24 protein-coding genes and 2 tRNA genes are annotated in these 25,814 nt (G+C 74.5%); 14 read left to right on the forward strand and 12 right to left on the reverse strand.

Annotation, left to right across the window (positions count from 1 at the left end; genetic code table 11):
• Positions 1-85: 85 nt before the first annotated feature.
• Positions 86-1,138: a ThiF family adenylyltransferase gene (locus D7I43_RS14505; RefSeq protein ID WP_120329014.1), complete on the reverse strand. Its 1,053-nt coding sequence runs from the start codon at positions 1,136-1,138 to the stop codon at positions 86-88.
• A 208-nt stretch (positions 1,139-1,346) separates the two neighbouring features.
• The gene (locus tag D7I43_RS33040; protein WP_007072829.1) at positions 1,347-1,514 is read right to left on the reverse strand and encodes a DUF5679 domain-containing protein; all 168 of its coding nucleotides are present in this window, start codon (positions 1,512-1,514) and stop codon (positions 1,347-1,349) included.
• A 593-nt stretch (positions 1,515-2,107) separates the two neighbouring features.
• On the opposite strand from D7I43_RS33040, the gene D7I43_RS14510 reads away from it, so the two are divergent.
• Both D7I43_RS14510 and D7I43_RS14515 read left to right on the forward strand, forming a co-directional pair.
• Positions 2,108-2,641: a M48 metallopeptidase family protein gene (locus D7I43_RS14510; RefSeq protein ID WP_120329015.1), complete on the forward strand. Its 534-nt coding sequence runs from the start codon at positions 2,108-2,110 to the stop codon at positions 2,639-2,641.
• A gap of 110 nt (positions 2,642-2,751) precedes the next feature.
• Positions 2,752-3,360 (forward strand): hypothetical protein, encoded by a 609-nt coding sequence (locus D7I43_RS14515; protein ID WP_120329016.1) that lies wholly within the window; start codon positions 2,752-2,754, stop codon positions 3,358-3,360.
• Between the two features lie 164 nt (positions 3,361-3,524).
• On the opposite strand, the gene D7I43_RS14520 is transcribed toward D7I43_RS14515, so the two are convergent.
• Positions 3,525-4,820 (reverse strand): zinc-dependent metalloprotease, encoded by a 1,296-nt coding sequence (locus D7I43_RS14520; RefSeq protein ID WP_192902155.1) that lies wholly within the window; start codon positions 4,818-4,820, stop codon positions 3,525-3,527.
• A 112-nt stretch (positions 4,821-4,932) separates the two neighbouring features.
• Here D7I43_RS14520 and D7I43_RS14525 point away from each other — a divergent pair, with 112 nt between their 5' ends.
• The 7 genes from D7I43_RS14525 to D7I43_RS14555 all read left to right on the forward strand — a co-directional run bounded on the left by D7I43_RS14525 (position 4,933) and on the right by D7I43_RS14555 (position 11,756).
• Entirely contained in the window at positions 4,933-5,946 is a 1,014-nt protein-coding gene (locus D7I43_RS14525) for a YlbL family protein (protein WP_120329018.1), read from the forward strand.
• Between the two features lie 198 nt (positions 5,947-6,144).
• A complete protein-coding gene (locus D7I43_RS14530; RefSeq protein ID WP_120329130.1) occupies positions 6,145-9,159 on the forward strand; it encodes a UPF0182 family membrane protein in 3,015 nt (1,004 codons plus the stop codon).
• Positions 9,160-9,296: 137 nt separating this feature from the next.
• Positions 9,297-9,806: a SigE family RNA polymerase sigma factor gene (locus D7I43_RS14535; RefSeq protein WP_120329019.1), complete on the forward strand. Its 510-nt coding sequence runs from the start codon at positions 9,297-9,299 to the stop codon at positions 9,804-9,806.
• On the forward strand, positions 9,796-10,701 hold the full coding sequence (locus tag D7I43_RS14540; protein WP_120329020.1) for a hypothetical protein: 906 nt from the start codon (positions 9,796-9,798) through the stop codon (positions 10,699-10,701). The genes D7I43_RS14535 and D7I43_RS14540 overlap by 11 nt, the downstream gene beginning before the upstream one ends.
• Before the next feature lie 119 nt (positions 10,702-10,820).
• Positions 10,821-10,894, forward strand: a tRNA-Met gene (locus D7I43_RS14545).
• Positions 10,895-11,117: 223 nt separating this feature from the next.
• Positions 11,118-11,191: transfer RNA gene (locus tag D7I43_RS14550), tRNA-Met, on the forward strand.
• 313 nt (positions 11,192-11,504) lie between these two features.
• Complete coding sequence (locus tag D7I43_RS14555) at positions 11,505-11,756, forward strand: hypothetical protein (RefSeq protein ID WP_120329021.1); 252 nt, start codon at positions 11,505-11,507, stop codon at positions 11,754-11,756.
• A gap of 161 nt (positions 11,757-11,917) precedes the next feature.
• Here D7I43_RS14555 and D7I43_RS14560 read toward each other — a convergent pair whose 3' ends face one another.
• Positions 11,918-13,246, reverse strand: coding sequence for an ABC transporter substrate-binding protein (locus tag D7I43_RS14560; protein ID WP_120329022.1), 1,329 nt, complete (start codon positions 13,244-13,246; stop codon positions 11,918-11,920).
• A gap of 157 nt (positions 13,247-13,403) precedes the next feature.
• Between D7I43_RS14560 and D7I43_RS14565 the strand changes: the two genes are divergently transcribed.
• On the forward strand, positions 13,404-14,237 hold the full coding sequence (locus D7I43_RS14565; RefSeq protein WP_120329023.1) for a phosphoribosylaminoimidazolesuccinocarboxamide synthase: 834 nt from the start codon (positions 13,404-13,406) through the stop codon (positions 14,235-14,237).
• 42 nt (positions 14,238-14,279) lie between these two features.
• On the opposite strand, the gene D7I43_RS14570 is transcribed toward D7I43_RS14565, so the two are convergent.
• Positions 14,280-15,002, reverse strand: a complete 723-nt coding sequence (locus D7I43_RS14570; RefSeq protein ID WP_120329024.1) for an acetate uptake transporter family protein — start codon at positions 15,000-15,002, stop codon at positions 14,280-14,282.
• Between the two features lie 110 nt (positions 15,003-15,112).
• Positions 15,113-16,597: a glycerol kinase GlpK gene (gene glpK / locus D7I43_RS14575; protein ID WP_120329025.1), complete on the reverse strand. Its 1,485-nt coding sequence runs from the start codon at positions 16,595-16,597 to the stop codon at positions 15,113-15,115.
• A gap of 110 nt (positions 16,598-16,707) precedes the next feature.
• Here glpK and D7I43_RS14580 point away from each other — a divergent pair, with 110 nt between their 5' ends.
• Entirely contained in the window at positions 16,708-17,646 is a 939-nt protein-coding gene (locus D7I43_RS14580; RefSeq protein WP_120329026.1) for a ribose-phosphate diphosphokinase, read from the forward strand.
• Between the two features lie 45 nt (positions 17,647-17,691).
• Here the strand turns inward: D7I43_RS14580 and D7I43_RS14585 are convergent, their stop codons facing one another.
• Positions 17,692-18,147, reverse strand: coding sequence for an ATP-binding protein (locus D7I43_RS14585; RefSeq protein WP_120329027.1), 456 nt, complete (start codon positions 18,145-18,147; stop codon positions 17,692-17,694).
• Positions 18,148-18,267: 120 nt separating this feature from the next.
• Here D7I43_RS14585 and macS point away from each other — a divergent pair, with 120 nt between their 5' ends.
• Together macS and D7I43_RS14595 are read left to right on the forward strand one after the other, a co-directional pair.
• Positions 18,268-19,395, forward strand: coding sequence for a MacS family sensor histidine kinase (macS, locus tag D7I43_RS14590; protein WP_120329028.1), 1,128 nt, complete (start codon positions 18,268-18,270; stop codon positions 19,393-19,395).
• Positions 19,396-19,523: 128 nt separating this feature from the next.
• Positions 19,524-20,165, forward strand: coding sequence for a response regulator (locus D7I43_RS14595; RefSeq protein ID WP_120329131.1), 642 nt, complete (start codon positions 19,524-19,526; stop codon positions 20,163-20,165).
• Between the two features lie 11 nt (positions 20,166-20,176).
• On the opposite strand, the gene D7I43_RS14600 is transcribed toward D7I43_RS14595, so the two are convergent.
• From D7I43_RS14600 to D7I43_RS14610, 3 genes are all read right to left on the reverse strand, one after another.
• Positions 20,177-20,749, reverse strand: coding sequence for a DUF5709 domain-containing protein (locus tag D7I43_RS14600; protein WP_120329029.1), 573 nt, complete (start codon positions 20,747-20,749; stop codon positions 20,177-20,179).
• 103 nt (positions 20,750-20,852) lie between these two features.
• Positions 20,853-21,620 (reverse strand): ATP-binding protein, encoded by a 768-nt coding sequence (locus tag D7I43_RS14605; protein WP_120329030.1) that lies wholly within the window; start codon positions 21,618-21,620, stop codon positions 20,853-20,855.
• Entirely contained in the window at positions 21,617-22,618 is a 1,002-nt protein-coding gene (locus tag D7I43_RS14610; RefSeq protein WP_120329132.1) for an SDR family oxidoreductase, read from the reverse strand. Before D7I43_RS14610 ends, D7I43_RS14605 begins: the two co-directional genes overlap by 4 nt.
• Positions 22,619-22,850: 232 nt before the next feature.
• Between D7I43_RS14610 and D7I43_RS14615 the strand changes: the two genes are divergently transcribed.
• Positions 22,851-24,050, forward strand: coding sequence for a glycosyltransferase (locus tag D7I43_RS14615; RefSeq protein WP_120329031.1), 1,200 nt, complete (start codon positions 22,851-22,853; stop codon positions 24,048-24,050).
• Between the two features lie 21 nt (positions 24,051-24,071).
• Here the strand turns inward: D7I43_RS14615 and D7I43_RS14620 are convergent, their stop codons facing one another.
• Both D7I43_RS14620 and hisN read right to left on the reverse strand, forming a co-directional pair.
• Complete coding sequence (locus D7I43_RS14620; RefSeq protein WP_120329032.1) at positions 24,072-24,962, reverse strand: hypothetical protein; 891 nt, start codon at positions 24,960-24,962, stop codon at positions 24,072-24,074.
• Positions 24,963-24,988: 26 nt separating this feature from the next.
• The gene (hisN, locus tag D7I43_RS14625) at positions 24,989-25,807 is read right to left on the reverse strand and encodes a histidinol-phosphatase (protein WP_120329033.1); all 819 of its coding nucleotides are present in this window, start codon (positions 25,805-25,807) and stop codon (positions 24,989-24,991) included.
• Between the last annotated feature and the right edge of the window lie 7 nt (positions 25,808-25,814).

Genomic DNA, 25,814 nt, shown 5'->3' on the forward strand with positions numbered 1-25,814 from the left:
TGGGCGCGTCCGGACGGCCCTGACGGCGTGCCGTGGCTGGTCGCCGGGTCAGCGGGCACCGGTGCGGAACCGTGCCCGCCTCCGGTCAGCCGCGCTGGCGGGAGCACCCGCAGCGCGGGTGCGGCGGCCAGCCGCGGCGGCGGAACCGGGCGGGCCCGCCGATCTCCACGGCCCCGCCCACCGTCTCCGGGACGGCGCCGTCGAGGTGGGCGAGCACCTCCGCGGCGGCGAACCCGGCGGCGGCCAGCAGGGTGGCGGTGGCGCCGGCCGGTGCGGGCTCCTCGCCGGCGAGCTGGGCGGCCAGCCGGGGCCAGTCCGGGTCGCGGTCGGCGCGGTGCAGGTCCACGCAGTTCAGGCACGGCCCGACCGGGGGCCGGACCATCGGCCCGATCACCGGCACGCCCTCGCGCATCGTGACGAGCAGGTGCGGCTGGCGGCGGCGGGCGTACGCGGCCGCGAGGAGGGCCGCCGGGCGGTCCGTGCCGAGCTGCACCACCAGGTCGGCCCGCTCCGGCCGGCCGGTGAGCCCTCCGGTGCCGGGTGCCGACCGGGCGATCGCCTCGCGGACGGCGGAGGCGAGCGGGCGCCCGAGTTCCGTGGCCGGGATGCCCGTGCCGACGAGGTCGGCGGGGCGTACGGGCCCGGAGAGATCCGCGCCGATCTGCCCCACGCCGGCCTGGGCGAGCGCCACGGCGACCGCCGCGCCGGGCCGGCCGGCTCCCGTCACGAGCACCCGGGCCGCCCGCCGGCGGCGGAGCACCTGGGCCGGCGTGGCCGGCAGGCGGGGCGCGGCGAGACCGAGCGCGCCGGCCTCCGCGCCGAGCCGGGCCCGGGCCGGCCCCGCGAGGTCGCGGGGGAGCAGGTGGTGTCCGGGTACGACCAGCCCGGCGGCGCGCAGGGCGTCGAGCAGCGTACGGGCCTGCTCGGACCCGACGTCGGTGGCGAGCGGGTGGGCCAGCACACCGCGTTCGCTGCGCGTGCCGTCGAGCAGGTCCAGCAGCCGTGCGGCGCGCGGGTCGGCGAGGTCGACGAGGACGGCCCGCTCCGGCCCGACGCCCAACTGGAGGGTGTGCCGGTCACGCCAGAGGCGGGTCAGGCCGGGCACCAGCGTCGGGCGGGGGAGGGCGGCACGGCTCATGGCAACGAATGGTGACCGCGTCCGTGCGCTCCGTCGATCGTTGTCCACAGGTGTGGTGGGCCCTGTCCAGGGCTGTCCACAGGTATTTCCGGGTTATCCACAGCCCTCGTACGGCCGTGTCGGGCAGCCGACATCCGACGGCCTCCTGCCGGTCACGCCGACGGGGGAGGCGCGGGTCCACCGCCCTCCCCCGTCGACGCGAATCCGGTCAGACCTTGGCCTTGCCCAGGATGCGGTTCACTGTTGTGCCGCACACCGGGCACTTGCCCTTGGCCATGTTCATTCCGGTCTTCGAGACCTCGATGTGCCCCTCGAAGTCCCGCTTCTCCTTGCACTTGACGCAGTAACCGTTGTAGGTCTGGGCCTGGTCGGCCACGGTGCCCTCCTCGTCTCGTCCGCCGGCCGATGCCCGTTCCGGCGGTTGTCCCGGCGGCGGGCCACGCGGGGCGCCGGCGCTGGGTCTTACTCCTGCGGCCATCCACGTGGCCGCTGGTCCGCGGACCCTACCCAGGTGTGGGCGGTTCCATGTCAGCTGTGCGTCGACACTGTGAGGAAGCCGACCACGAGAGTGTGCATGGCGGATAACGCCGGATAAGTCACTTTGGCTGGGACACGCCGGGCGAACCCCGCAGATTGATCCACCCGGGATGGGCAGGTCGGGGTGGCCGCCTCGCCCGGGGCGCCCGGCGCCGGTGAGGTCGGGCCGACCCCGGGGCACCCCGGGGACGGGCCGGTTTTATGATCACCTACCGTGGAGCGGCGCGCCGCCGTCCCAGGTGGTGGCGGTGACGGGCCGCCACGAAGGGTGACGGTGGCCTCTTTCGGCGTCCCGGCAAGAAAATTTTCAGGACTCCTGGCGACCAATCGCCATCTTCCGGGCGCGTGTCGTGGGGTTGACCCTTGCGTACCCCTGGTCACTAGGCAGTAGCTTTCCCTCGTGGCAGCAAACCGAGGCTGCGCGGGTCTGTGATGGCCGGGACGCGCAAGCCGGTTGTCGAGGTGCGGCGCAGCCAGCGCCGGCGACGCACGGTGTCCGCGTACCGCGACGGTGAGCGTGTCGTCGTCCTGATTCCCGACCAGTTCTCCCGGGCCGAGGAGAGCGAGTGGGTCGACCGCATGCTGGCCCGGCTCGCCGCCCGTGAGGGCCGGTTGGCCCGCACCGACGCGGAGCTGCTCGCCCGGGCCACCCGCCTGCGCAACGCGTACCTCCCCGAGTACGGCCACGAGGCCCTTCCGGCGAGCGTCCGCTGGGTGACCAACCAGAACGGCCGCTGGGGCTCCTGCACCCCGGCCGACCGCACCATCCGGATCTCCCACCGGGTGCAGGAGATGCCCGACTGGGTGATCGACTACGTGCTGCTGCACGAGCTGGCGCACCTCATCGTCCCGAGCCACAACGCGGCGTTCTGGGCGTTGGTCGCGCGCTACCCGAAGTCGGAACGCGCCCGGGGCTACCTCGAGGGCGTGGCGGCCGCCGCCGCCGTCCCCGCCCTCACCGACTGACGGCCGTCGCGCCGGCCCGTCGCGCCCGGCGGTCCGCCGCCGGCGTAGGCACCCCGGCACCCCGGACGCCCCCGACGCCCCCGACGGGCGGGGCGGGTTAGGGTCGGGGGATGGTGCGGCGGGTGGTGGTGGCGTTGCTCGGGCCGGTGACCTGGACGCCTCCGGGCGTCGACCCGGCCCGCTTCCGGACCGCGCTGGCCGAGGACACCGTCGACCTGATGGCCACGCTCACCGAGGTCGACACCGCCGTGGCGGTGACCCCGGCCGACCGCTGGGTGGCCGACGCGGTGACCTGGCCGGGGATGCCGGTGTACGAGGTGGCCGAGCCGACGCCGAACGCGGTGTTCGCGGCGCTGTCCGGGTACGACCAGGCCGCCGTGCTGGCCGCCGACGCCCCGGACGTCCCGGGGCTGACCATCGGCAAGCTGCTCCGCCCGCTGACCAGCCGCCCGGTCGCGGTGGCACCGGCCGAGGGGGGCGGACCGGGCCTGTTCGGCGTCGCCGTGCGGCTGCCCGTACCGGAATGGTTGCCGCCGTTGGACCTCGACCGGACGGTGCCCGCCACGGTGCGCGCCGCCGCCCCGCGCCCCGGTGACCTGGCCGTCACGCCGGCCTGGCGCCGGCTGCGGGGCCCCGCCGACGTGGCGACCCTCGACCCGGCCGTGGAGGGCTGGGAGGCGACCCGTGCGCTCCTGTCCGGCGCCGGCCACGCCGGCTGACCGGCGACCGACCCCGCCCCGAGGATGCCGGCGCCCTACAACGCGCGCGCCCTCCGTGGCGCCCGTCTCAGACGCCCGGTCTGACCGGTCAGTCACCCGCCTGAGCGGTCACGCAACACGGCCGGCGCCGCCCGAGGCGTCCGCCGGCCGCTGCGCGCCGTCCGTCAGGAGCGGCTCTCGCCGTCGCCGTCGTCCGGGCGCTGCTCGGGCTGACCCGGCGTCTGCTCCTCGGGACCGCCAGGGGCCGTGAAGTCGAAGTTCTCCAGCTCGCTGATGTCGAACTCGGCCATCGCGAACGCCACCGGGTCGGCGAAGTCCTCCTCGGAGGGGAGCAGGTCCGGGTGCCCCCAGAGCGCGTCACGCCCGGCGATGCCGCGGTGCTCGGTGAGCGCGGCCCAGAGCGCCGCCGCCTCGCGCAGCCGGCGCGGGCGCAGCTCCAGACCGACCAGCGCGGCGAACGTCTGCTCGGCCGGCCCACCGGCCGCCCGGCGGCGCCGGAACGCCTCGGCCAGCCGCACCACGTTCGGCAGGCGGCCGCCCGCGGCGCTGTCCACCACGTGGCACACCCACCCCTCGACCAGCGCCAGGGCGGTCTCCAGCCGGGCCAGGGAGGCCTTCTGCGCCGGGCTGTCCTCGGGAGTGAAGATGCCCTCCAGCGCGATCGCCTGCATCGACTCGGGGTCGGTCGGGTCGACCCGGCCCATCGCCTCCTCGATGGCCTCCCGGTTGACCCGGATGCCCGAGGCGTACATCTCGACGGCGCTCAGCACGTGCCCGCGCAGCCACGGGACGTGCTGGAAGAGCCGCTGGTGGGCGGCCTCGCGCAGGGCCACGTAGAGGCGGACCTCGTCCTCCGGCAGCTCCAGGCCCTCGCCGTACGCCTTGATGTTGGCCGGGATGAGCGCGGCCGTGCCGGCCGGGCCGAGCGGCAGCCCGATGTCACCGGCGGAGAGCACCTCGGCCGCGAGCGAGCCGAGCGCCTGCCCCAGCTGCCCGCCGAAGAGGGCGCCGCCGAGGGTGGCGACCATCGACTGCATCGGGCCGAGCTGGGCGCGCGCCTCCGGCGGCACCAGGTCGCCCATGGCGCCGACCATCCGGCTCGCCACCGGGTCGCAGAGCTTCCGCCAGACGTCCAGGGTCTTGTAGATCCACTCGTTGCGGTTCCAGGCCACCGAGGTCTGAATGCCGGACGGCAGGGCCGAGGCCGGCTCCAGCCAGAGGTCGGCCAGGCGCAGCGCCTCCTCCACGGCGTTGCGCTCGTACGGCGTCACCGCCGGGTCGCCCGCGGCCGCGAGCTGGCTGGCGGCCACCTGCCGGGCGAGGTCCCAGTTGACCGGCCCGCCTCCCGACGCGGAGAACAGCTGCTGCAACTGCGCCATGAACTGCTGCATCTGCGCGGGGTCGTTGGGGTCTGGTGGTTGCCCACCCGGTAGCGCGAAACCGAACGGAATATCAGGCACGACGTCTACGGTACGCGCGCCACGCCCCTGGTCGCGCCGCTGGCGTTGCGCTGAGGGCGAAGTCGTCCGCGCACCGACGGGACGAGCCGGACGGGTCGGTACGCTCTGCCGCATGAGACGTCGCGGCGTGACCGTCCTGCTCGGTGCCCTGCTCACCGCTCTGCTCAGCATCGGGGTGCTGGGCGCGCCGATCCCGTACGTGGTGCTCGGTCCCGGGCCGACGGTCAACACGCTGGGCACGGAGAACGGCAAGGAGGTCATCCAGGTCTCCGGCCGGGCGACCTCCACCTCGGCCGGGCAGTTGCGGCTCACCACGGTCGGCGTCCAGCCCTCGGTCAAGCTCCGCTCCGCCATCGCCGGCTGGTTCTCCGACGACGAGGCCGTGGTGCCCCGGGAGCTGATCTACCCGCCGGGGGAGTCGCAGGAGCAGGTCCAGCAGCGCAACGCCGAGGACTTCGCCGCCTCGCAGACCAGCGCCGAGACCGCCGCGCTGCGGGAACTCGGCTTCCCGGTGCAGGTCGTGGTGAAGTCGGTGAACGCGGACGGGCCCGCCGCCGGGGTCCTCAAGGCCGGTGACGTGCTGACCTCGGTCGACGGGCAGCCGGTGCCGGTCGCCGTCCGGCTCACCGAGCTGATCCGCGCCAAGCCGGCGGGCAGCACGCTGACCATCGGCTACACCCGCGACGGCGCGCCGGCCACCGCGCGGGTCACCAGCCGGGAACAGGACGGCCAGCCGCGGATCGGCGTCCAGATCGAGCAGAAGCAGCCGCACCCGTTCAGCCTCAGCATCGACCTGGAGGACATCGGCGGGCCGAGCGCCGGGCTGATGTTCGCCCTCGGCATCGTGGACAAGCTGACGCCGGCCGACCTGACCGGCGGCATGGTGATCGCCGGCACCGGGACCATCGACGACGAGGGGAAGGTCGGCCCCATCGGCGGGATCGCGCAGAAGCTCGTCGGCGCGAAGCGGGCCGGGGCCAAGGTCTTCCTGGTGCCGGCGGACAACTGCGCCGAGGCGGTCCGCAACCCGCAGCCCGATCTGCCACTGATCAGGGTCGGCTCGCTGGACGAGGCGCTCGGCGCCCTCGAGACGCTGCGCGCCGGGGGCCAGCCGACCCGCTGCTGACCCCACGCGGGCCGCCGCTCGCGCCTCTGAGGTGGCCGGACCGCCCGTCCGCGGGCGGCACGACGCGTCCCCACGGGCGGCGCGACGCGACCCGCGGGCCGGCACGGCGCGACCACGGTCGGTCGTATTCAGGAACACCCCGTACTCTGGGTGCCTGGTCGGAGCCGATCAATCGAGCGTGCGGAGCCAACAGTGGTCATGCGAAGCAGCAGCCCCCTGCCGAGGATGAGTCGGCGCGGACGCGTCACGATCGCCGTCCTGGTCGGGGTGTTCGCGCTGTTCACCCTCCTCGGCTGGGGCGTACAGGCCTGGACGGACTGGCTCTGGTTCGACGAGGTCGACTACACCCAGGTCTTCACCGGGGTGCTCGTCACCCGGCTGCTGCTGTTCCTCGTGATCGGCCTCGCCATGGCGGTGATCGTCGGCGGCAACCTCTGGCTGGCCTACCGGTTGCGACCCCGGCTGCGCCCGCACTCGGTCGAGCAGGCCACGCTGGAGCGCTACCGGATGGTGCTCACCCCGCGGCTGGGCACCTGGATCGGCGTCATTTCCGTGATCGTCGGCCTCTTCGCCGGCCTCTCTGCGCAGAGCCGGTGGAACCAGTGGCTGCTCTTCCGCAACGGCGGCGACTTCGGCGTGAAGGACCCGGAGTTCGGGATCGACGTCGGCTTCTACGTCTTCCAGCTCCCGTTCTGGCGCTACCTCCTCGGCGTCGGCTTCACCGCGGTGGTGCTCGCCGTGGTCGGCGCGCTCGCCATGCACTACCTCTTCGGGGGCGTGCGCCTGCAGGGCGTCGGCGACCGGATGACCAACGCCGCCCGGGCCCACCTCAGCACGCTGGTCGCGCTCTTCGTGGCGCTCAAGGCCGTCGCGTACGTGCTGGACCGGCGCGCCATGCTGCTGGAGTACAACGAGGGCGCCAAGCTCTACGGCGCCGGCTACGCCGACGTCAACGCGCTGCTGCCGGCGAAGGAGATCCTCGCGTACATCTCCATCGTCGTGGCCGTCGCGATCATCATCTTCTCCAACGCCTGGATGCGGAACCTGGTCTGGCCGGGCATCTCGCTCGCCCTGCTCGGCGTCTCGGCGGTGGCGATCGGCGGCATCTACCCGTGGGCGGTGCAGACGTTCGAGGTGAAGCCGAGCGCCAAGGAGAAGGAGGCGCCGTTCATCGAGCGGAGCATCGAGGCGACCCGGGCCGCGTTCGGCCTCGCGGCCACCAAGACCACGGCGTACGGGGCCACGAACCTCACCCCGCCGGCCAGCCTGGCCACCGACACGTCGGTCGTGCCGAACGTCCGGCTGCTCGACCCGCAGCTCGTCAGCGAGACGTACACCCAGCTCCAGCAGGTCCGGGGCTTCTACGACTTCGGCCCGAAGCTGGACATCGACCGGTACGGGGTGAACGGCAAGATCTCCGACTACGTCGTCGGCGTCCGGGAGATCAACTACGACGAGCTCACCGACCAGCAGAACACCTGGATCAACCGGCACACCGTGTACACGCACGGGTACGGCCTCGTGGCCGCCCCGGCGAACCAGGTGGTCTGCGGCGGCCAGCCGTTCTTCGTCTCCGGCTTCCTCGGCGAGCGGACGCAGGAGTCGTGCTCCTCGCAGACCGAGCAGATCCCGGCCACCCAGCCGCGGATCTACTACGGCGAGCGGATGGGCGACGACGACTACGCGATCGTCGGCCAGACCGACCCGAACAAGAAGGCCGAGTTCGACCGGCCGGTCGGCGAGGGCGGCGGCGAGTTCTACACCTACACCGGCTCCGGCGGCGTGGAGATCGGGTCGTTCACCCGCCGCCTGCTGTACGCCATCAAGGAGCAGGAGTCGAACTTCCTGCTCTCCGGCGCGGTCAACGAGAACTCGAAGCTGCTCTACGTGCGTAACCCGCGTGACCGGGTGGAGAAGGTCGCCCCGTTCCTGACCCTCGACGGCGACCCGTACCCGGCCGTGGTCGGCGGCCGCGTCCAGTGGATCGTCGACGGCTACACGACCGCGGCGACCTACCCCTACGCGGAGCGGGTCAACCTGCGTGAGGAGACCACGGACGAGCTGACCGGCCGGGGCACGTTCCAGCTCGCCCGGGAGAACGTCAACTACATCCGCAACTCCGTGAAGGCGACCGTCGACGCGTACGACGGCACGGTCCGGCTGTACGAGTTCGACGAGAACGACCCGGTGCTCAAGGCCTGGAACAAGGCGTTCGGTGGCGACCTGGTGCTGCCGAAGGAGGAGATCCCGGCCGAGCTGGCCGAGCACTTCCGCTACCCGGCCGACCTGTTCAAGGTGCAGCGGAACCTGCTCATCAAGTTCCACGTGACGAACCCGGGCGACTTCTACTCGGCGCAGGACTTCTGGCAGGTGCCGAACGTTCCGGACGCGCCGGACAGCGGGCAGACGCAGCCGCCGTACTACCTCTTCACCCAGTTCCCGGGTCAGGAGGGGCCGCGGTTCCAGCTCACCTCGGCGGTGACCCCGAACGGCCGGCAGAACCTCGCCGCGTTGATCTCCGGGTCGTACGTCGACGGCGAGCCGCGGCTGGAGGTGCTGGAGCTGCCCGACCAGACCCGCATCTCCGGGCCGGTGCAGGTGCACCAGCAGATGACCAACAACGGCGACATCCGGCAGCAGCTGAACCTGCTGGCCGCGTCCGGGCAGGCGCAGGTGCAGTACGGCAACCTGCTCTCCCTGCCGTTCGGCAACGGGATGCTGTACGTCGAGCCGGTCTACGTGAAGAGCAACAACCAGGACGCGTTCCCGCAGTTGCAGCGGGTGCTCGTCTCCTACGGCGACGGCGGCTCGTTCGTGGCGCTGGCGAACAACCTGTCCGACGGCATCAAGCAGCTCGTCGAGCAGGGCAAGCGCGCCGCCGACAACGCGCCTCCGCCGCCCACGGGTGGCGACCAGCCCCCGCCGCCCACCGGCGGTGACAAGCCGCCGATGACCGGCGAGCTGGCCGCCGCGGCGGACCGGGTGCAGTCGGCCATCGCCGAGGTGCGGGCCGCGCAGGCGTCCGGCGACTTCGAGCGGTACGGGCGGGCGCTCAAGGCCCTCGACGACGCGATGAAGGCGTTCGAGCAGGCCCAGGGTCAGGCGACCCCGACGTCCGGCACGCCGGGCGGCACCCCGGCGCCGAGCGGCAGCGCGTCACCGAGCGCCCCTCCGCCGTCGCCGGGCGGCAGCCCGCCCGCCGGGGGCGGCTGACCGACACCACGTCAGCCCCCGGTACGCCGGACCGACGTCCGGCGTACCGGGGGCTCTGTCGTCTCTCCGACCGCAACCGGCCACGCGGTTCGTCCGTCCTGTCTGAAAAGGAGGCGACCGGGGAGTGTGGTGCGGACATGAGGGACGCGAGCAGTTTCGACGAGTTCTACCGGAGCACGTCCCGACGCATGCTCCGGTACGGCTACGCGGTCGCCGGCGACTACGTCGAGGCGCAGGACCTGGTGCAGGAGGCGTACGCCCGGGCCTGGCGGCAGTGGGGGCGGATGTCGGCCCACCCGGCGCCGGAGGCGTGGCTGCGGCTGGTCGTCGCCCGACTGGCCACCGACCGGTGGCGGCGGCTGCGCGGCTGGCAGGCGGCGCTCGTCCGGAGCGGGCCGCCGGAGGCGGTGCCGCCACCCGGCGAGGACGCCGTCCTGCTGACCGGCGCGCTGCGTCGACTGCCGGCCGCCCAGCGGCAGGCGCTCGCCCTGCACTACCTCTTCGACATGTCGGTGGACGAGATCGCCCGGGAGACGGGGGTGCCGACCGGCACGGTGAAGTCCTGGCTGTCCCGCGGCCGTGCCCGGCTGGCCGCACTGCTGCCCGGCGTCTCCGCCGCGGAACTGGAGGCCAACGATGTCGCGTGACGTGTCCGACTTCTACCGTTCCCTCGCCGCCGACGCCGACGGCCGCCCACTCGCCGGGCCGGACGCGCTGCGCCGGTGGGCCGACCGGAGGGCCCGGGTCCGGGCGGCGGGCGGCAGCCTCGTGGCGGTGCTGCTGATCGCCGGTGCCGCCACCGGCACCCGGCTGGTCCTGGCCGACGACCGGGGGCCCGTCACCCCGCCGGCCGCCACGCCGACCGTGACGGCGAGCCCACCGTCACCGTCCCCGGCCACCCCGGCGCCCACCACCACCGCACCGGCCACGCCGGACCGCACGCCGTCCGCGCCCGCGACCGGTACGCGCGCTCCCCGGACGCCGACCTCGATCCCGGATCGGGCCTTCTTCGCCCAGCCGGCCGGGCTCGTCGCGGCCCCGCCGTACTTCACCGAGGGGGAGCCGGTCCTGCCGGAGTTCTGCGGCGCCGACCTCGACGAGCCGGTGGTGCAGCGGCGCACCCGCGCGCTCTTCTACCACCTGGGCGCGGACCGGCCGGAGATGGCCGTGCCGTACGGCAGCTACCGGCACACGATCACCATCCACCGGGCGGGGCGGGCCGGCGACTGGATGGCCGACCTTCGCCGGGCGGTGCGGGAGTGCCCCGAGCAGGAGGCCGCCTCCGGCGGGGTGTCGCGGCAGCGGCTCCTGCCCGGCGGCGCGTACGGCGACGAGTCGCTGCTCATCGAGCTGCGCACGCCCGCCCTGACGGCGGGTGGGACGGCCGAGGGGGAGACCGTGCGGCTGATCCGGGTCGTCCGGATCGGCGACGTGGTGACCGTCCTCTGGGAGATCGGCTGGGAGGGCACCTCCAGCAACCGGGCGAACGTCGACGACTACAGCCGCCGGGCGGTCCGGGCCGTCGCGGACTGGCTGGACTGACCGGGTCGGTGCCCCGCCGCCCGGAGGGGCACCGCCAGGCCCCACGGACCCGTCCGGTGTGCCCTCGCGTACGTCGCTTTGCGGCGTACGGGGATGGTGCGCTACGGTTGTCAGGCCGACGCGGGGTGGAGCAGCTCGGTAGCTCGCTGGGCTCATAACCCAGAGGTCGCAGGTTCAAATCCTGTCCCCGCTACGAGAGAGGTCCGAGCCCGTCCCCGACATCCGGGGGCGGGCTCGGTCGCGTTCGTGGCTCCGTTCCTCGGCGCCGGCGGGATGCCGCGGCCCGGCCACCGGATCGCCACTCGCGCGCACGAGCGTGGACCGGGCTGCGGATGCCCCTGCTCCCGGTGTCGGGGCCGGATCGGGGTACCGCCGGAACCCGGCCGCGGACGATGGGGTAGAGTTGTGGGCACCGACGCGGGGTGGAGCAGCTCGGTAGCTCGCTGGGCTCATAACCCAGAGGTCGCAGGTTCAAATCCTGTCCCCGCTACGAAAGACGGCCCGGGCCCCGGACAGGGGGCCCGGGCTTCGTCGTTCCGGGGCACGCCGCCGGCGCCACCGTCGGATCCGACTCGCCGCCCACGACGTTCGAGATGTCCCGCGCCGACGAGGCGGCCTTCGACGCGGCGTGCCGCTGACACGGCTGACACCGCCGCCGCTGGCTCCCCTGCCCCGCTGATGCTCCCGAGGCCCCTGGCACGGCGGCGGTGCGGGAGACGTGCCACCGGCCGCCGACGGACGTGCACCCACGGTTACCGGTCGAGCGCGCTGCCGTGGTTGCGTTCCTCGGCGAGGATGTCAGCATGTCTTCTTTCGGCAAGTGGTGGGCCCGCCTCGGCGCGGTCCTGAGCGCGGTCGTGCTGTCGGTGTTCGTCCCGGTCGCGGCGTGGGCGTCGACCGGGACCGGTGAGCTGGTGGTGGAGGCCGCGCGGCGGCGGTCCCGGGGCGGCGGCTTCGGTTTCCTCGGCCTGCTCTGCTGCCTCGTGGTCGTCGTGGTGATCGTGGTTCTGCTCCTGCGCCTGACCCGCAACCGCCGCGGCGGTCCGCGGCGCTGACCCACGGGCCGCGCTGATCCGCGCGCTGACCCAAACGGTCCGTTCTGATCCGCGCGCTGACCCACGGGCCGCGCCGGTCGGCCGGCCGCGCTGGTCCGTGGGCTGCCCTGACCCGCCGGTCGCGCTGACCCTGGCCGGCCCGCGGACGGCCCGCGTGTGCCTCAGGCGGCCAGGGCGGCGTCGGCCTGCGCGAGGAAGCGGGTCGCCGCCGTCGGCGGGTCGACGCGACCGGACCGTACGCTCTCGGCGGCGGCCACGAGCAGGCCCCGGACCCGGGCGTGGCCCTTCGGGGGCGGCGGCGGTGCGGTCCCGATCGCCGTGCCGAGGGCGTCGCCGAGCGCGGCGGCCCGCTGCTGCGCCGGATCGGTGACGCTGCCCTGCACGGCCCGTCGTACGGCCTGGCTCGGCGTGAGCCCCCGGTCGTGGCCGAGGACGGCGCCGGCGGCCACGTCGGTGGTCAGGAAGTTGATCACGTCGACGGCGGCGTCGGGGTTGCGGCTGCCCCGGAAGACCGCCCAGTACATCGACGCGCGGGCCCACTGGGCCATCGGGGAACCGGGGAAGGGCACGACACCCAGCTCGGCCCGGGTGAGGCGTTGCAGCTCCGGAAGCTGGTGCGACCAGGCGAGTGAGGCGGCGGTCAGCCCCGACACCACGAGCTGGTGCGCCCGCTCGCCGTTGTCGGCCTCCTCGACAAGCGGGGCCCCGGGCACGGCGCGTCCGGCGCGCGCCCGCCGCCACAGCTCGAACCAGTCGAGCAGCTCGCCGGTGCCGAAGGCGAGCTGCCGGCCCCGGTAGAACTCGCTGCCCCGGCCGCGCAGCCAGAGCCAGAGCGCCCGGTGGTCGCCGGACGCGTCGGAGGTGCCCGCCACCCGGCCCCGGCTGGCCCGGGTGACCTGCTGGGCCCAGCCCAGGTACTCGTCCCAGGACATCCCGGCCCGCGGTTCGGGGACCCGCAGCGTCCGCAGCAGGTTCCGGTTGAAGACGACGGCCGCCGCGGTCTGCCCGGCCGCCACCGCCACCGTCCGGCCGTCCACCTGGCCGTAGCGGGCCAGACCGTCGGGCAGGTTGCGGAGGTCGAGCCGGTTGTCCGCGACGTGGTCGGTGAGGTCGAGGAGGATCTCGCGCTGGGCGTACTCGGTGAGGACGCTGTCGTCGAGCTGGATCAGGTCGGGCACGTTGCCGCCGGTCGCCTGCGTCGCCAGCCGGCCGTAGTAGCCGTCGAAGCCCTGCCAGGTGACCCGGAAACCGACACGGGGATGCCGTTCGCCGTAGAGGCGCAGCGCCCGCTCGGTCCGTTCCGCCCGCTCGGGGCCGCCCCACCAGAAGACCGACAGCTCGACCGGTCCCTCCCGGGCGGGGGCCGTGGTCGAGGGGTCCGTGCAGCCCGCGAGCCCGCCGGCGGCGAGGACCGGCGTCCCCAGCAGGGCGGCGAGCACCCGGCGTCGGCCGGGGTCGGCGCCGGCGACCGGTGGGCGGGAAACGGGCACGCGGGACTCCGGTGACGTGGCGAAGGGGACGGTCGGCCCATTCACGCAGGGACCGCCCGAAGGTGTCAACGGCCGTCCGGGCACACCCGGGCCGTACGCGTCGATGCGCCCCGCCGCCCTGGCCGGCGCGCCCCGCCCGCGTGATGTACTAGGCCGCGTGGAACTTCTGCACTCGGGCAAGGTCCGGGACGTCTACGCGGACGGCGACGACCTCATCCTCGTCGCCTCGGACCGGATCTCGATCTACGACGTGGTCCTGCCGACACCGATCCCCGACAAGGGCAAGCTGCTCACGGCGCTCTCCCTCTGGTGGTTCGCGCAGCTCGCCGACCTGGTGCCGAACCACGTCGTCTCGGCCACCGACGTGCCCGCCGAGTTCGCGGGCCGGGCGATCCGCTGCCGGCGGCTGGAGATGGTGCCGGTCGAGTGCGTCGCCCGCGGCTACCTGACCGGCGGCGGGCTGAAGGAGTACGAGCGCACGGGCGCCGTCTCCGGCGTGCCGCTGCCCCGGGGGCTGGTCGAGGCCTCGATCCTGCCCGAGCCGATCTTCACCCCGTCGACCAAGGCGCCGGTCGGCGAGCACGACGAGCCGATCACGTACGCGGACGTGGTGGCCAAGGTCGGCGAGGCGACGGCCGAGCGGCTGCGGCAGATCACCATCGACGTGTACCGGCGGGGCGCCGAGATCGCCGCCGACCGGGGCATCCTGATCGCCGACACCAAGATCGAGCTGGGCTGGGCGCCGGACGGCACCCTGGTCCTGGCCGACGAGCTGCTCACCTCCGACTCGTCCCGGTTCTGGCCGGCCGCGTCGTACCAGCCGGGGCGGCCCCAGTTCTCGTACGACAAGCAGTACGTGCGGGACTGGGCGACCGAGAGCGGCTGGAACCGGCAGGCCCCCGCCCCGGAGGTTCCGGCCGAGGTGGTGGAGGCGACCCGCGCCCGCTACGTGGACGTCTACGAGACGCTCACCGGCAACCGGTGGGAGTGACGGGGGGCGGGCGAGGGCCACGCCCCGCGCTCGCCCGTACGGTCACTGCCCGACCTTGACGCCCGGCTCGCCGGCGACGAACTGGATGACCTGCCGGGGCTCCTGCCCCGGCCGGTCCGGCGCGCCGCGCTTGCCCATCGGCAGGACCACCCGCCGGTACGCGGACTCCAGCATCATGGCCGTCGCCGTGTACCAGCCGACGACGGCCGAGATGATGAAGAAGTAGGCGCCGAGTGTCCGCCAGCCCGAGATGTCGGCGAGCTGGCCGATCGTCTGACAGGTCGCGCCGGCGGCGAGCGTGGCCAGTGTGAGGGCGACGCTGAGGTTGACCGCGAGCGCGGCCGCCGCCCCGGCCCAGGTGATCGCCGCGAGCGCGAGGAACCAGTAGCCGAGCGCCACGAAGGGGGTCGGCGGGGTCAGCACGCCGACCGCCACGAGCAGGTAGAGCAGGCCGTACGCGAGCCAGAAGGCGCCCCAGATGCCGTGCATGGCGGTCGCCACGCCGTCGCGGGCCCGGTAGGCCCACATGCCGGCCAGGAACTGCGCGAGGCCGCCGGTGAACGCGGCGAAGGGGAACAGGAAGGTCGGCGCGGCGCTGTCACCCCACCACCCGGCCAGGTTCGAGGACACCACGAACGTGGCGGCGGCGAAGCCGTACAGGCCGAGGATCGACGGCGCGGCGACCGGCTGCAAGGAGATCTGCGCGTGGTTGCGCCAGAACTCGAACTCGCCGTCGTGGGACGGCGCGTGGGGCATGCGTGACATCTGAGCCTCCTCCGCGGCGGCCCCGGCCGGTCCGCCGAGGAGCCGGAGGCGTCTACCCGCTCCGGGGCGTCCCACACCGTCCCGCCCGGCGGCTGCCGGGGGCGATGCGCTCAGTCCACCCAGTTCAGGGTGCGCTCGACCGCCTTGCGCCAGTTGCGCAGCTCGCGGTCGCGGTGTGCCGGGTCCATCCGGGGGCTCCACTCGGCGTCCGAGCGCCACTGGGCGCGCAGGGTGGCCAGGTCCGGCCAGAAACCCACCGCGAGCCCGGCCGCGTACGCGGCGCCGAGGCAGGTGGTCTCGGTGATCCGGGAGCGGACCACCGGCACGTCGAGCACGTCGGCGAGGAACTGCATGAGCAGCCCGTTGGCGGTCATGCCGCCGTCCACCCGCAACCGTCGCAGCGCCACGTCGGAGTCGGCGTTCATCGCGTCGACCACCTCGCGGGTCTGCCAGGCCGTGGCCTCCAGCACCGCCCGCGCCAGGTGCCCCTTCGTGATGTAGCCGGTGAGGCCGGCCACGACCCCTCGGGCGTCGCTGCGCCAGTGCGGCGCGAAGAGGCCGGAGAAGGCCGGCACCACGTAGCAGCCGCCGTTGTCCTCGACCGTGCGCGCCAGGTCCTCCACCTCGGCAGCGGTGGAGATGAGGCCCAGGTTGTCCCGCAGCCACTGCACCAGCGAGCCGGTGACGGCGATGGCGCCCTCCAGGGCGTACGCGGCCGGCTGGCCGTCGATCCGGTAGGCGACAGTGGTGAGCAGGCCGTGCGAGGACGCGACGGCGCTCGCTCCGGTGTTGAGGAGCAGGAAGCTGCCGGTGCCGTAGGTGCACTTCGCCTCGCCCGGCTGGAAGCAGGTCTGCCCGAAGAGGGCGGCCTGCTGGTCGCCGAGCGCGCTGGCCACCGGCACCCCGGCGAGGACGCCCGTGGCCGTCCCGTAGACCTCGGCGGAGCTGCGGATCTCGGGCAGCATCGCGGCCGGCACGCCGAGCGCGTCGAGCAGTTCGGCGTCCCAGTCCAACGTGGAGATGTCCATGAGCATGGTGCGGCTGGCGTTGGTCACGTCGGTGACGTGGCGGCCGGTCAGCTTCCAGACGAGCCAGCTGTCCATCGTGCCGAAGAGCACCTCGCCGGCCTCGGCACGCGCCCGCAGCCCGTCGACGTTGTCGAGCAGCCAGCGCAGCTTCGGCCCGGCGAAGTAGGTGGCCAGCGGCAGGCCGGTGCGTTCCCGCAGCCGCTCCTCGCCGTACGCCTCGTCGAGTTCGCGCAGGAGCGCGCCCGTCCGGGTGTCCTGCCAGACGATCGCGTTCGCCACCGGGCGTCCGGTGGCCCGGTCCCACACCACTGTCGTCTCGCGCTGGTTGGTGATGCCGACGGCGGCCAGCCCGGCCGCGTCGGTGCCCGCGGCGTGCAACGCCTCCCGGACCACCTGCTGGACGTTCGTCCAGATCTCCTCGGCGTCGTGCTCGACCCAGCCGGGGCGGGGGAAGATCTGCCGGTGCTCGCGCTGCGCCACGGCGACGATCTCACCGGCCCGGTCGAAGACGATGCACCGCGAGGAGGTGGTGCCCTGGTCGATGGCGGCGACGAACTCTGCGGTCACGGCAGCACCGTACCGGCACCGGCCCGTTCCCGCCGACCAGCGGCAGCGCCGTCGGGCGCCGCGGACCGCCGCGGCCGCGCGCGGACACCCCGCCCGTACGATGTGCAGACGTGCGTGACATCGCCGTCTTCAGCGGAACCGCCCACCCCGACCTCGCCGCCGAGATCTGTGCCCATCTGGGCGTGCCGCTGCACCCGGTGCGGGTGTCCCGGTTCGCCAACGACTGTCTCGAGGTGCAGTTGCAGGCCAACTGCCGCGAGCGGGACGTGTTCCTGATCCAGCCGCTGGTGCCGCCCGTGCAGGAACACCTCGTCGAGCTGCTGCTGATGATCGACGCCGCGCGGGGCGCCTCGGCCGGCCGGATCACCGTGGTGCTGCCGCACTACGCGTACGCCCGGTCGGACAAGAAGGACGCGCCGCGCATCTCGATCGGCGCGCGGCTGGTGGCCGACCTGCTCACCTCGGCCGGGGCGGACCGCGTGCTGGCGATGACGCTGCACTCGCCGCAGGTGCACGGCTTCTTCAGCGTCCCCGTGGACCACCTGCACGCCCTGCGGGAGCTGGCCGACCACTTCCGCCGCTACGACCTGGGCAACACCGTGGTCGTCTCGCCCGACCTGGGCAACGCCAAGCAGGCGGCGGCGTTCGCGCGGATGCTCGGCACGCCGGTCGCCGCCGGCGCGAAGCAGCGCTTCAGCGACGACAAGGTCACGATCAGCGCGGTGATCGGTGACGTGGCCGACCGGGACGTCATCGTGCTGGACGACGAGATCGCCAAGGGCAGCACGATGATCGAGCTGATGGACCACCTGCGGGATCTGAAGGTGCGCTCGATCCGGCTGGCGTGCACGCACGGCCTGTTCTCGGCCGGCGCGCTGAGCCGGCTCAGCGAGCAACCGGGGGTGCTGGAGGTCGTCTGCACGAACACCGTGCCGATCCCGCAGGAGAAGCGGGTGCCGAAGCTCAAGGTGCTCTCGGTGGCGCCGGCGCTCGCCGAGGCGGTGCGGCGGATCCACAACGGTGAGTCGGTGAGCGCCCTCTTCGGCTGACCCCGCCCGGTCGCGTCGGGCGCCGTACCGGTGCGGCGCCCCGCCTCAGTCGGCCTGCCCGGCGGGGGCGGGGATCGCGGCGGTGATCCGGACGACGGTGCCCGTCGCGCCGCTCGTCACCTCCATCGTGTCGCTGAGCTGCCGGGCGAGCCAGAGGCCCCAGCCGCCGGCGGTGTCGGGGGCCGGGCGGGCCCGGTCGTCCAGCCGCTGCGTGCTGATGCCGAGCCCCTCGTCGGCGACCTCGCAGACCAACCGCCCGTCGCGCCGCCACAGCCGCAGCGCGCCGCGCCCGCCGCCGTGGCGCACCGCGTTGGTGATCAGTTCGTTCACCGCGAGCACGAAGTCGTCGAGGCGCTGGCCGTGCAGGCCCGCGGTGCGGGCGCAGGACGTGACCGTGTGGCGCACCTCGGTCACGCGGGCCCGGTCGAAGGCTTCGGCGAGGAGGAGGGCAGGTTCGATGGGCACCACCGTACGCGGTACGCGAGGGTCGGCGTTCGTCATGGCCCATCCCGACGGCAGGTCTCGGAGTCATTCGCGGCATTTCCACCGTACGTCAGGGTTTCCCGGCCCGCATCAGGCGGCCCCACCGTGGCCGGAGAGCGCTGTGGCATCGTGACGCGCATGCCGTCGTCGCCCGGTGGGTTCGAGATGCCGCTGTGGCGCGCCGTGGCGGTGTTCCGGGCGGCCTCCCTGGCGTACGTCTGCCTGGTGGCGCTGCGCGAGGCGGACCGGTACGCCCACCCCCTCGCCGGCGCCGGCCTGGTCCTGCTGATGGCCGTCTGGACCGCGGTGACCGCGTTCGGGTACGCCCGTCCGGCGTGGCGGCGCTGGCCGCTGCTCCTGGCCGACCTCGGCGTGGTGCTGGCGATCCTGCTCGCGACCCCGTGGGTGATCGGCCGCGCGGCCCTGCACGGCGGCGTGCCGACCCTCGCGGTGGCCTGGCTCGCCGGCCCGGTGCTCGCCTGGGCCGTCTCGGGCGGCCGGCGGCGGGGGACGGTGGCCGCCGTGGTGATCGGCGGCGCGGACCTCGCCACCCGGGAACGGATCAGCACGTCGTCCCTGACCGGCGCGATCCTGCTGCTGCTCGCCGGGGCCGTGGTCGGGCACGTCGCCCGCCTCGCGGTCACCGCGGAGGAGCGGTTGCAGCGGGCCGTGGAGCTGGAGGCGGCCACCCGGGAGCGGGAGCGGCTGGCCCGGGGCATCCACGACTCTGTGCTCCAGGTGCTCGCCCTGGTACAGCGGCGCGGCGCGGACCTGCCGGGGGAGGCCGGCGAGCTGGCGCGCCTGGCGGGCGAGCAGGAGGCCGCGCTGCGGGCGCTCATCGGCGGAGCCGCCCTGCCGCCCGCCACGGGCGGGCACGACGAGGTCGACGTGCGTACGCTGCTCAGCCGGTACGCCAGGGCGGGGGTCTCACTCTCCGCGCCGGCGACACCGGTGCCGCTGCCCGCCACGGTGGCCCGTGAGCTGGCGGCCGCGACGGCGGCGGCCCTGGACAACGTGGAACGGCACGCCGGTGGGCGGGCGTGGGTGCTGGTCGAGGACGAGGGGGCGACGGTGACGGTGTCGGTACGCGACGAGGGGCCGGGCATTCCGGAGGGCCGGCTCGAGGAGGCGCAGGCGCAGGGCCGGCTCGGGGTGGCGCAGTCGATCCGGGGCCGGGTGGCCGACCTCGGCGGCACGGTCCGCATCGCGTCGAGCCCCGACGCCGGGACGGAGGTCGAGCTGACCGTGCCGAGGAGCGACCGGTGACCGGGGAGGCGGGCGTGGAGCGGCCGGTGACCGGCGAGGCGGGCGTGGAGCGGCCGGCGACCGGCGAGGCCGGCGTGGAGCGGCCGGTGACCGGGGAGGTCGGCGGCCCCGGGCGGCCGGTGCGGGTGATGATCGTCGACGACCACCCGATGTGGCGCGAGGGCGTTGCCCGCGACCTCACCGAGGCCGGGCACCTCGTCGTGGCGACCAGCGGCGAGGGGCGGCAGGCGGTGCGGGTCGCCCCCGCCGCCCGGCCCGACGTGGTGGTGCTCGACCTCCAGCTACCGGACATCTCCGGCGTCGCCGTGATCCAGGGGCTGCGGGAGGCGCTGCCGGACGTGCGGGTGCTCATGCTCTCCGCGAGCGGTGAGCAGCAGAGCGTGCTCGACGCGGTCAAGGCGGGTGCCACCGGCTACCTCGTGAAGTCGGCGGCGCCGGCCGAGTTCCTGGACGCCGTGCGCCGGACGGCGGCGGGGGAGCCGGTCTTCACCCCCGGCCTCGCGGGCCTCGTGCTCGGCGAGTACCGGCGCCTGGCGGCGACCCCCGCGGGGCCCGCGGGGTCGTCACCGGGGGAGACGCCGCGGCTCACCGAGCGGGAGACCGAGGTGCTCCGGCTCGTGGCCAAGGGGCTGTCGTACAAGCAGGTCGCCCAGCGGCTCGGCCTCTCGCACCGGACGGTGCAGAACCACGTGCAGAACACGCTGGGCAAGCTCCAGCTGCACAACCGGGTCGAGCTGACCCGGTACGCGATCGAACGCGGCCTGGACTGACCGGCCGCCGGTCAGACCGAGTGCGGCGGCTGCGTCTCGTGGATGGCCAGCTCCTCGGCGCTGGCCCCGCCACCGGCCGAGCCGGCGTCGTACGCCACGTTGTCGGTCTCCTGGTCGGTGTGCGACCCCTCGTCCGGTTCCACGATCCTGCCCACCTGGGCGTCGGCGACCGTGCCGAGCTGGCCGTGGTCGTAGAGCGACACCGGCGACTTCGGGTCCGAGCTGGGGCCGTCGTCGACGACGTCCGCGTCGAGCTGCGCCTGCGCCGCGGCCTCCTCGCTGTCGGCCTCCGCCGCGATGCCCGGGTCGACGGGGCCCGCCAGCGGGTCGTCGGCGGGCCGCTCGTACTGCTCGCGCTGGAGCTTGTAGTCCAGCGACTCGCCGTCGAGCTGCTCCTCCGCGGTGGTGCCGTACCGGTCCACGGCGACTGGCGTCCGGTCGGCCGGTAGCTGGGCCGGGTCCGGGCCGTCCGCCTCGCGACCGGTGTAGACGTCGTCGTTGGCGGTCGAGTCGTCGTCGGCGGTCCCCGGCAGGCCGTTGGCCTCCGGGTCGGACACGGGGGTCGGGTACTCGTCGTCGCGCATGACGGATCACTACCCGCCCCACCCGTCGATCATGCAGTTGCGGCGCCCCCCGAAAGCCGTGAAGACACCGTAAACGCCCATCCCGTTGCGCGGCTGGCGGACGTCAGGGCGGGGGAGCGAGGACGCACCAGACGACCTTGCCGTCCGGGAGCGGGGTGGCGCCCCAGCGCTCGGCGAGGGTGTCGACCAGCAGCAGCCCCCGGCCGCCGATCGAGGTCGGCGTGGCCGGGCCGGCGAAGCTGGGCGGCCGGGTCGAACGGTCGCGGACGGCCAGGCGCAGCGTCCCGTCCTCCGGCGCGAGCCGGACCGTCATCGGCGTACGGGCGTGCGCCACCACGTTGTTGACGATCTCGGTCAGGGCGATGCTGCCCACCTCGACGAGCCCCGGCACCCCCCACCGCCGGCAGCCGTCGGCCAGCAGGTCCCGGGCCTCGCGGGCCGCGTCGGGAACCGGCGCGAGATCGGCGGTGAGCACGGCGGCCATCGGCGACCGCGCCACGGCGTCCATCGCCGCGTCGAGGGTCGGCAGCACCGGGACCCCGGCCAGGGCGGGATCCGGCGGGTCCGACCCGGCGGGGTCGCAGACCAGCAGGCCCGCCGACGGCCAGTGGGCCACCTCGCGCCGCACCTCGGCGAAGACGGCACGGGCGGCCGGGTCGACGACGCGAACCTCCGTGAGGTCGGCCACCACGGGACCGGGACGGGCAACGAGGCGGTCGAGCAGCGCGTCGCGGACGGCGGGCACGCCCGACCGGTCGAGCACGCCCGTGATCCGGACCACCGGCGAGGACTCGTCGGCCAGCACGTGGACGGGCGCGGTCGTCTCGCCGCCGGTCACGGCCCGCGTCGACGGGCGCTCGGTCCGCCTCATGGGCGGCCCGTCCGAGCCCGGCGGGTCCGGGCGGCCAGGGTGCCGACCGCCGTGCCGGCGGCGGCGAGGCCGAAGGCGGCGGTCATCCGGACGAGCTGCCGGCGCCGGCCGTGCCAGCCGCCCTCCCGCCGGCCGTCCGCGTCGGCCCGGAACACGTTGCCCGTGCTGTCCGCGCGGGCGCCCGGCCCGAACTGGGTGCGGTGGGCGTACCAGCCGAGGGCCCGTTCGGTTAGCGCCGGCGCCAGCCGCCACTGGAGGCCGAGCAGCCGGGCCGCCCCACCGGCGTACGCCTCCCGGCGCGGCCGGCGCAGCATCCGCACGATGGTGGCCGCCACCGTCTCCGGCGGGTAGACCGGCGGGGGCGGCAGCACCTCCCGGCCGGTGTGGTTGGCCGCGTGCCGGAAGAACGGGGTGTCGATGGTGGCCGGCAGGATCGTGCAGATCGAGATGTTGCTCCGGCCGGTGACCCGCAGCTCCTGGCGGACGGTGTCGGCCAGGCCGCGCAGCCCGTGCTTCGTGGCGTTGTACGGCGACTGGTAGGGCATCGCCACCTCGGCCAGCACCGAGGCGTTGTTGACCACGACGCCCCCGCCGGCGGCGGCGAGGTGGGGCAGCGCGGCCCGGATGCCGTGCACCGCGCCGAGCAGGTTGACCTCGAGCACGCGGCGGAACTCGGCCACCGGTATCTCGTCGAAGAGCCCCACGGCGCCCACCGCGGCGTTGTTGACCCACGCGTCGACGTGGCCGAACTCGGCCGCCGCGCGGTCGGCGAGCCGCTGGACGGCGGCCGCGTCGGTGACGTCGGTCGGTACGACGAGCGCCTGGCCGCCCAGCTCCTGGCACCGTTGCGCCACGCGCGACAGGGTCGACTCGCTCCGGGCCGCCAGCACCACCGCCGTGCCGCGCCGGGCGAGGGCGTACGCCGTGGCCGCGCCGATCCCGCTGGAGGCTCCCGTGATGACGACCGTGGCGTCGTCGAGGCTGCGGGTGAGTGGCATTCCTCGCCGGTACCCCCGCCCGGGGGCGGTCATGCCGCCGAACGGGCCCGGATCGCCACGCACCGTGATCATCGGACGGTGATCCGGTACGCCTGGTGATTGTCGTGGCGGAAGTGTCCGGGTGACCTGCCGGGCTCTTCCTGATCTGCCAGGTTTCGGCGTCCGGGGCCCTGGTTAATGGGACCCTCTGACCGGGAGGACCACCGCTGGAACGATCGCATGGAGGTGACCCATGCGCGTCGGCCTCGTCTGCGCGCACGCCGGCCCGTCCAGGACGACCGACGGCCCGACGGTCGGCACCCACCAACACATCGCACGGGTCGCCGCCGAGCTGGCGAGACGAGGACACGACGTCCGGGTCTACGAGCGGCGGGACGATCCCGGGCTGCCGGCGACCGTCGACGCCGACGGCTACCGGGTGGAACGCGTCCCGGTCGGCCCGGCCGCGCCGCTGCCGACGGCCGAGCTCATCCCGTACGTGGCCGAGTTCGGCGGCTGGTTGACCGACCGCTGGACCGGGCAGTGGCGTCCGGAGGTGGTGCACGGGCACTACTGGGTCGGTGGGCTCGCCGCGGCGCACGCCGTCCGGGAGACGGACATCCCCGTGGTGCAGACGTTCCACTCGCTCGGCATCGAGCAGCTGCGCCACCTCGGCCGCGCGTACGACGGGCCGGGGGAGCGGATCCCGCTGGAGCGGGCGCTGACCCGTGCCGTGGACATCGCCGTGGCCCAGTGCAACGACGAGGTCGACGAACTGACCCGGATGGGACTGCAACGCACCTCGGTGGCGATGGTGCCCACCGGGGTGGACGTGGAGCAGTTCCATCCGGACGGCGAGGCGGCGCCGCGCGACCAGCGGCCCCGGATCCTCTCCGTCGGCGGCCTCGCCCCCGGCCACGGCCAGGACGACCTGATCCAGGCCATGCGGCTGGTCGGCGACGCCGAGCTGGTGATCGCCGGCGGCCCGCCCGCCGAGGAGCTGGACAACCACGCCGAGGCGCGCCGCCTGCGGGAGCTGGCCGACCGCAACGGGGTGGCCGAGCAGGTGAAGCTGGTGGGCGCCGTACCGCACGACCAGATGGCCACCTGGTACCGGTCCGCCGACGTGGTCGCCTGCACCCCGCACTACTCGTCGGCCGGCCGGGTGTCGCTGGAGGCGATGGCCTGCGGCGTGCCGGTGGTCGGCTACGCCATGGGCGGCATCGCCGACGCCGTGGTGGACGAGGTCACCGGCCGGCTGGTGCCGCCGGGTGACGTACGCGCTCTCGGGGTGACGCTGCGTCGCCTGCTCGCCGACAACGCGGGGCGGTTCGCCTACGGGCACGCGGCCGTGGACCGGGTGCGGTGCAGCTACACGTGGGAGCGGACCGCCGGCGCGTTGGAGCGCCTCTACGAGCGGGTGGTACGCCGCCGCAAGCCCGTGGAGGCGTGAACCGGCCCGCCCGCTCGACCGTCAGTTGAGGCCCGCGGCGCCGACCAGGGGCCGCCGCTGCCGGCCGCGGGGCGCCCGGTGGTGCTGCTGCGGCTCGGCGTACCGGGTCAGGCCGATCACCGCGGCGAGCGTGATGAGGAAACCGGCGGCAGCCAGCCACTCCCGGCCCGGCCAGATCTTGTCGTTGAGCAGCAGCAGCCCGACGATCGCCGCGGGCACCGCGCCCGCCGCGTCCATGGCCGCCACCGCCGCGGTCGTGGAGCCGCGTTGCATGGCGAGGCCGAGCAGCAACTGGCCGACGACCGAGTGCGCGACCAGGAGGTAGAGCAGCGGGTTGCGCGCGAACGCCTCGACCGACGGGGAGGAGGCGAGCGGGCGGGCCGCCACGGCGGCGGCGGAGAAGGCGAGGCCGGCCAGCGAACCGAGCGCCACCGACCCGGGCGCCCCGTGCAGCCGGACCGCGAAGAAGCCCAGCACGGCGATGACGACGAGCACCACGAGCAGGGCGATCAGGCCGGCCGGGCCGAGCTGCCGCGACGGCGCCGGCCGGGCGGACAGCACCAGGGCGCTGATGCCGGCGAAGAGCAGGGCCAGCAGCACCACCTCGGCCACCGGTAACCGCCACTTCAGGACCAGCACGCCGAGGATGGCCGTCACGCCCAGCCCGGCCGCCACGCTCGACTGCACGAGGAAGAGCGGAAGGTCCCGGCGGGCCAGGAAGGCGAGCAGGAAGCCGGCGAGCTGGCAGGCCACGCCGACCAGGTAGGTGCGGTGCCCGGCCAGCCGCAGCAGCAGCGCCGGATCGAAGCTGTGGTGCACCGTCGTGCGTGCCACGGCCACCGACTGGAGCAGGTTGGCGACGCCGTACGCGACGATCATCGCAGCGAGGAAGCACCAGCCGGAGGAGACCACCTGGCGAGGATAGAGGCTGGCAGTGCTCAGCGCGCGGCTGGCCGACCCAGCCGGGCGAGGACGTCGGCGTGCAGCGGGCCGTTGCTCGCGACCGCGCTGAGGTCGCCGCCGGGCCCTCCGGCAAGGGCGGATGCGCCGGCCAGGTCGGTGATGGTGCCGCCCGCCTCGGTCACGATCGGCACCAGCGCCGCGACGTCCCAGAGCGACAGCTCCGGCTCCACCATCACGTCCAGTGCCCCCTCGGCCAGCAGCATGTAACCGTAGAAGTCGCCGTACGCGCGGCTGCGCCAGCAGTCCCGCATCAGGCCGAGCATCGCGTCCAACCGCCCGGCGGCCTCCCAGCCGGTGAGGGACGAGTAGCAGAAGCTCGCGTCGGCCAGCGTCCGCACACCGGAGACCCGGATCCGCTCGCCGCGCTCCCGGTCGGGGCCGGCCCACGCGCCCGCGCCGGCCGCGGCCCACCACCGGCGCCCCAGCGCCGGCGCCGAGACCAGCCCGAGCACCGGCCGGTCGCCTTCGAGCAGCGCGATGAGGGTGCCCCAGACCGGCACCCCGCGGACGAAGTTCTTGGTGCCGTCGATCGGGTCGATGACCCAGCGCCGCCCGGACGGCCCGGCCGGCGGCTGGGCGCCGTACTCCTCGCCGAGCAGACCGTCGGCCGGGCGGTGCGTGGCCAGCAGGTCGCGGATCTCCCGCTCGACGGCCGTGTCCGCGTCGGAGACCGGGGTCAGGTCCGGCTTCGACTCCACGCGCAGGTCCAGCGCCCGGAACCGGGCCGTCGAGACGGCGTCCGCGGCGTCGGCGAGCGTGTGGGCGAGGGCGAGGTCGTCGGCGTACCCGGTCATGCAGGCA

The organism is Micromonospora globbae, from assembly GCF_003610785.1.
GTDB classification, from domain to species: domain Bacteria; phylum Actinomycetota; class Actinomycetes; order Mycobacteriales; family Micromonosporaceae; genus Micromonospora; species Micromonospora globbae.

Bases quoted from the DNA above. Each gene is read 5' to 3' on its own strand.
- D7I43_RS14600 (WP_120329029.1), bottom strand. From the start codon at position 20,749: ATGCGCGACGACGAGTACCCGACCCCCGTGTCCGACCCGGAGGCCAAC.
- D7I43_RS14505 (WP_120329014.1), bottom strand. From the start codon at position 1,138: ATGAGCCGTGCCGCCCTCCCCCGCCCGACGCTGGTGCCCGGCCTGACC.
- D7I43_RS14570 (WP_120329024.1), bottom strand. From the start codon at position 15,002: ATGTCACGCATGCCCCACGCGCCGTCCCACGACGGCGAGTTCGAGTTC.
- D7I43_RS14510 (WP_120329015.1), top strand. From the start codon at position 2,108: ATGGCCGGGACGCGCAAGCCGGTTGTCGAGGTGCGGCGCAGCCAGCGC.
- D7I43_RS14530 (WP_120329130.1), top strand. From the start codon at position 6,145: ATGCGAAGCAGCAGCCCCCTGCCGAGGATGAGTCGGCGCGGACGCGTC.
- D7I43_RS14515 (WP_120329016.1), top strand. From the start codon at position 2,752: ATGGTGCGGCGGGTGGTGGTGGCGTTGCTCGGGCCGGTGACCTGGACG.
- D7I43_RS14585 (WP_120329027.1), bottom strand. From the start codon at position 18,147: ATGACGAACGCCGACCCTCGCGTACCGCGTACGGTGGTGCCCATCGAA.
- D7I43_RS14610 (WP_120329132.1), bottom strand. From the start codon at position 22,618: ATGCCACTCACCCGCAGCCTCGACGACGCCACGGTCGTCATCACGGGA.
- D7I43_RS14615 (WP_120329031.1), top strand. From the start codon at position 22,851: ATGCGCGTCGGCCTCGTCTGCGCGCACGCCGGCCCGTCCAGGACGACC.
- hisN (WP_120329033.1), bottom strand. From the start codon at position 25,807: ATGACCGGGTACGCCGACGACCTCGCCCTCGCCCACACGCTCGCCGAC.
- macS (WP_120329028.1), top strand. From the start codon at position 18,268: ATGCCGTCGTCGCCCGGTGGGTTCGAGATGCCGCTGTGGCGCGCCGTG.
- D7I43_RS14595 (WP_120329131.1), top strand. From the start codon at position 19,524: ATGATCGTCGACGACCACCCGATGTGGCGCGAGGGCGTTGCCCGCGAC.
- D7I43_RS14555 (WP_120329021.1), top strand. From the start codon at position 11,505: ATGTCTTCTTTCGGCAAGTGGTGGGCCCGCCTCGGCGCGGTCCTGAGC.
- D7I43_RS14535 (WP_120329019.1), top strand. From the start codon at position 9,297: ATGAGGGACGCGAGCAGTTTCGACGAGTTCTACCGGAGCACGTCCCGA.
- D7I43_RS14605 (WP_120329030.1), bottom strand. From the start codon at position 21,620: ATGAGGCGGACCGAGCGCCCGTCGACGCGGGCCGTGACCGGCGGCGAG.
- D7I43_RS14540 (WP_120329020.1), top strand. From the start codon at position 9,796: ATGTCGCGTGACGTGTCCGACTTCTACCGTTCCCTCGCCGCCGACGCC.
- D7I43_RS14525 (WP_120329018.1), top strand. From the start codon at position 4,933: ATGAGACGTCGCGGCGTGACCGTCCTGCTCGGTGCCCTGCTCACCGCT.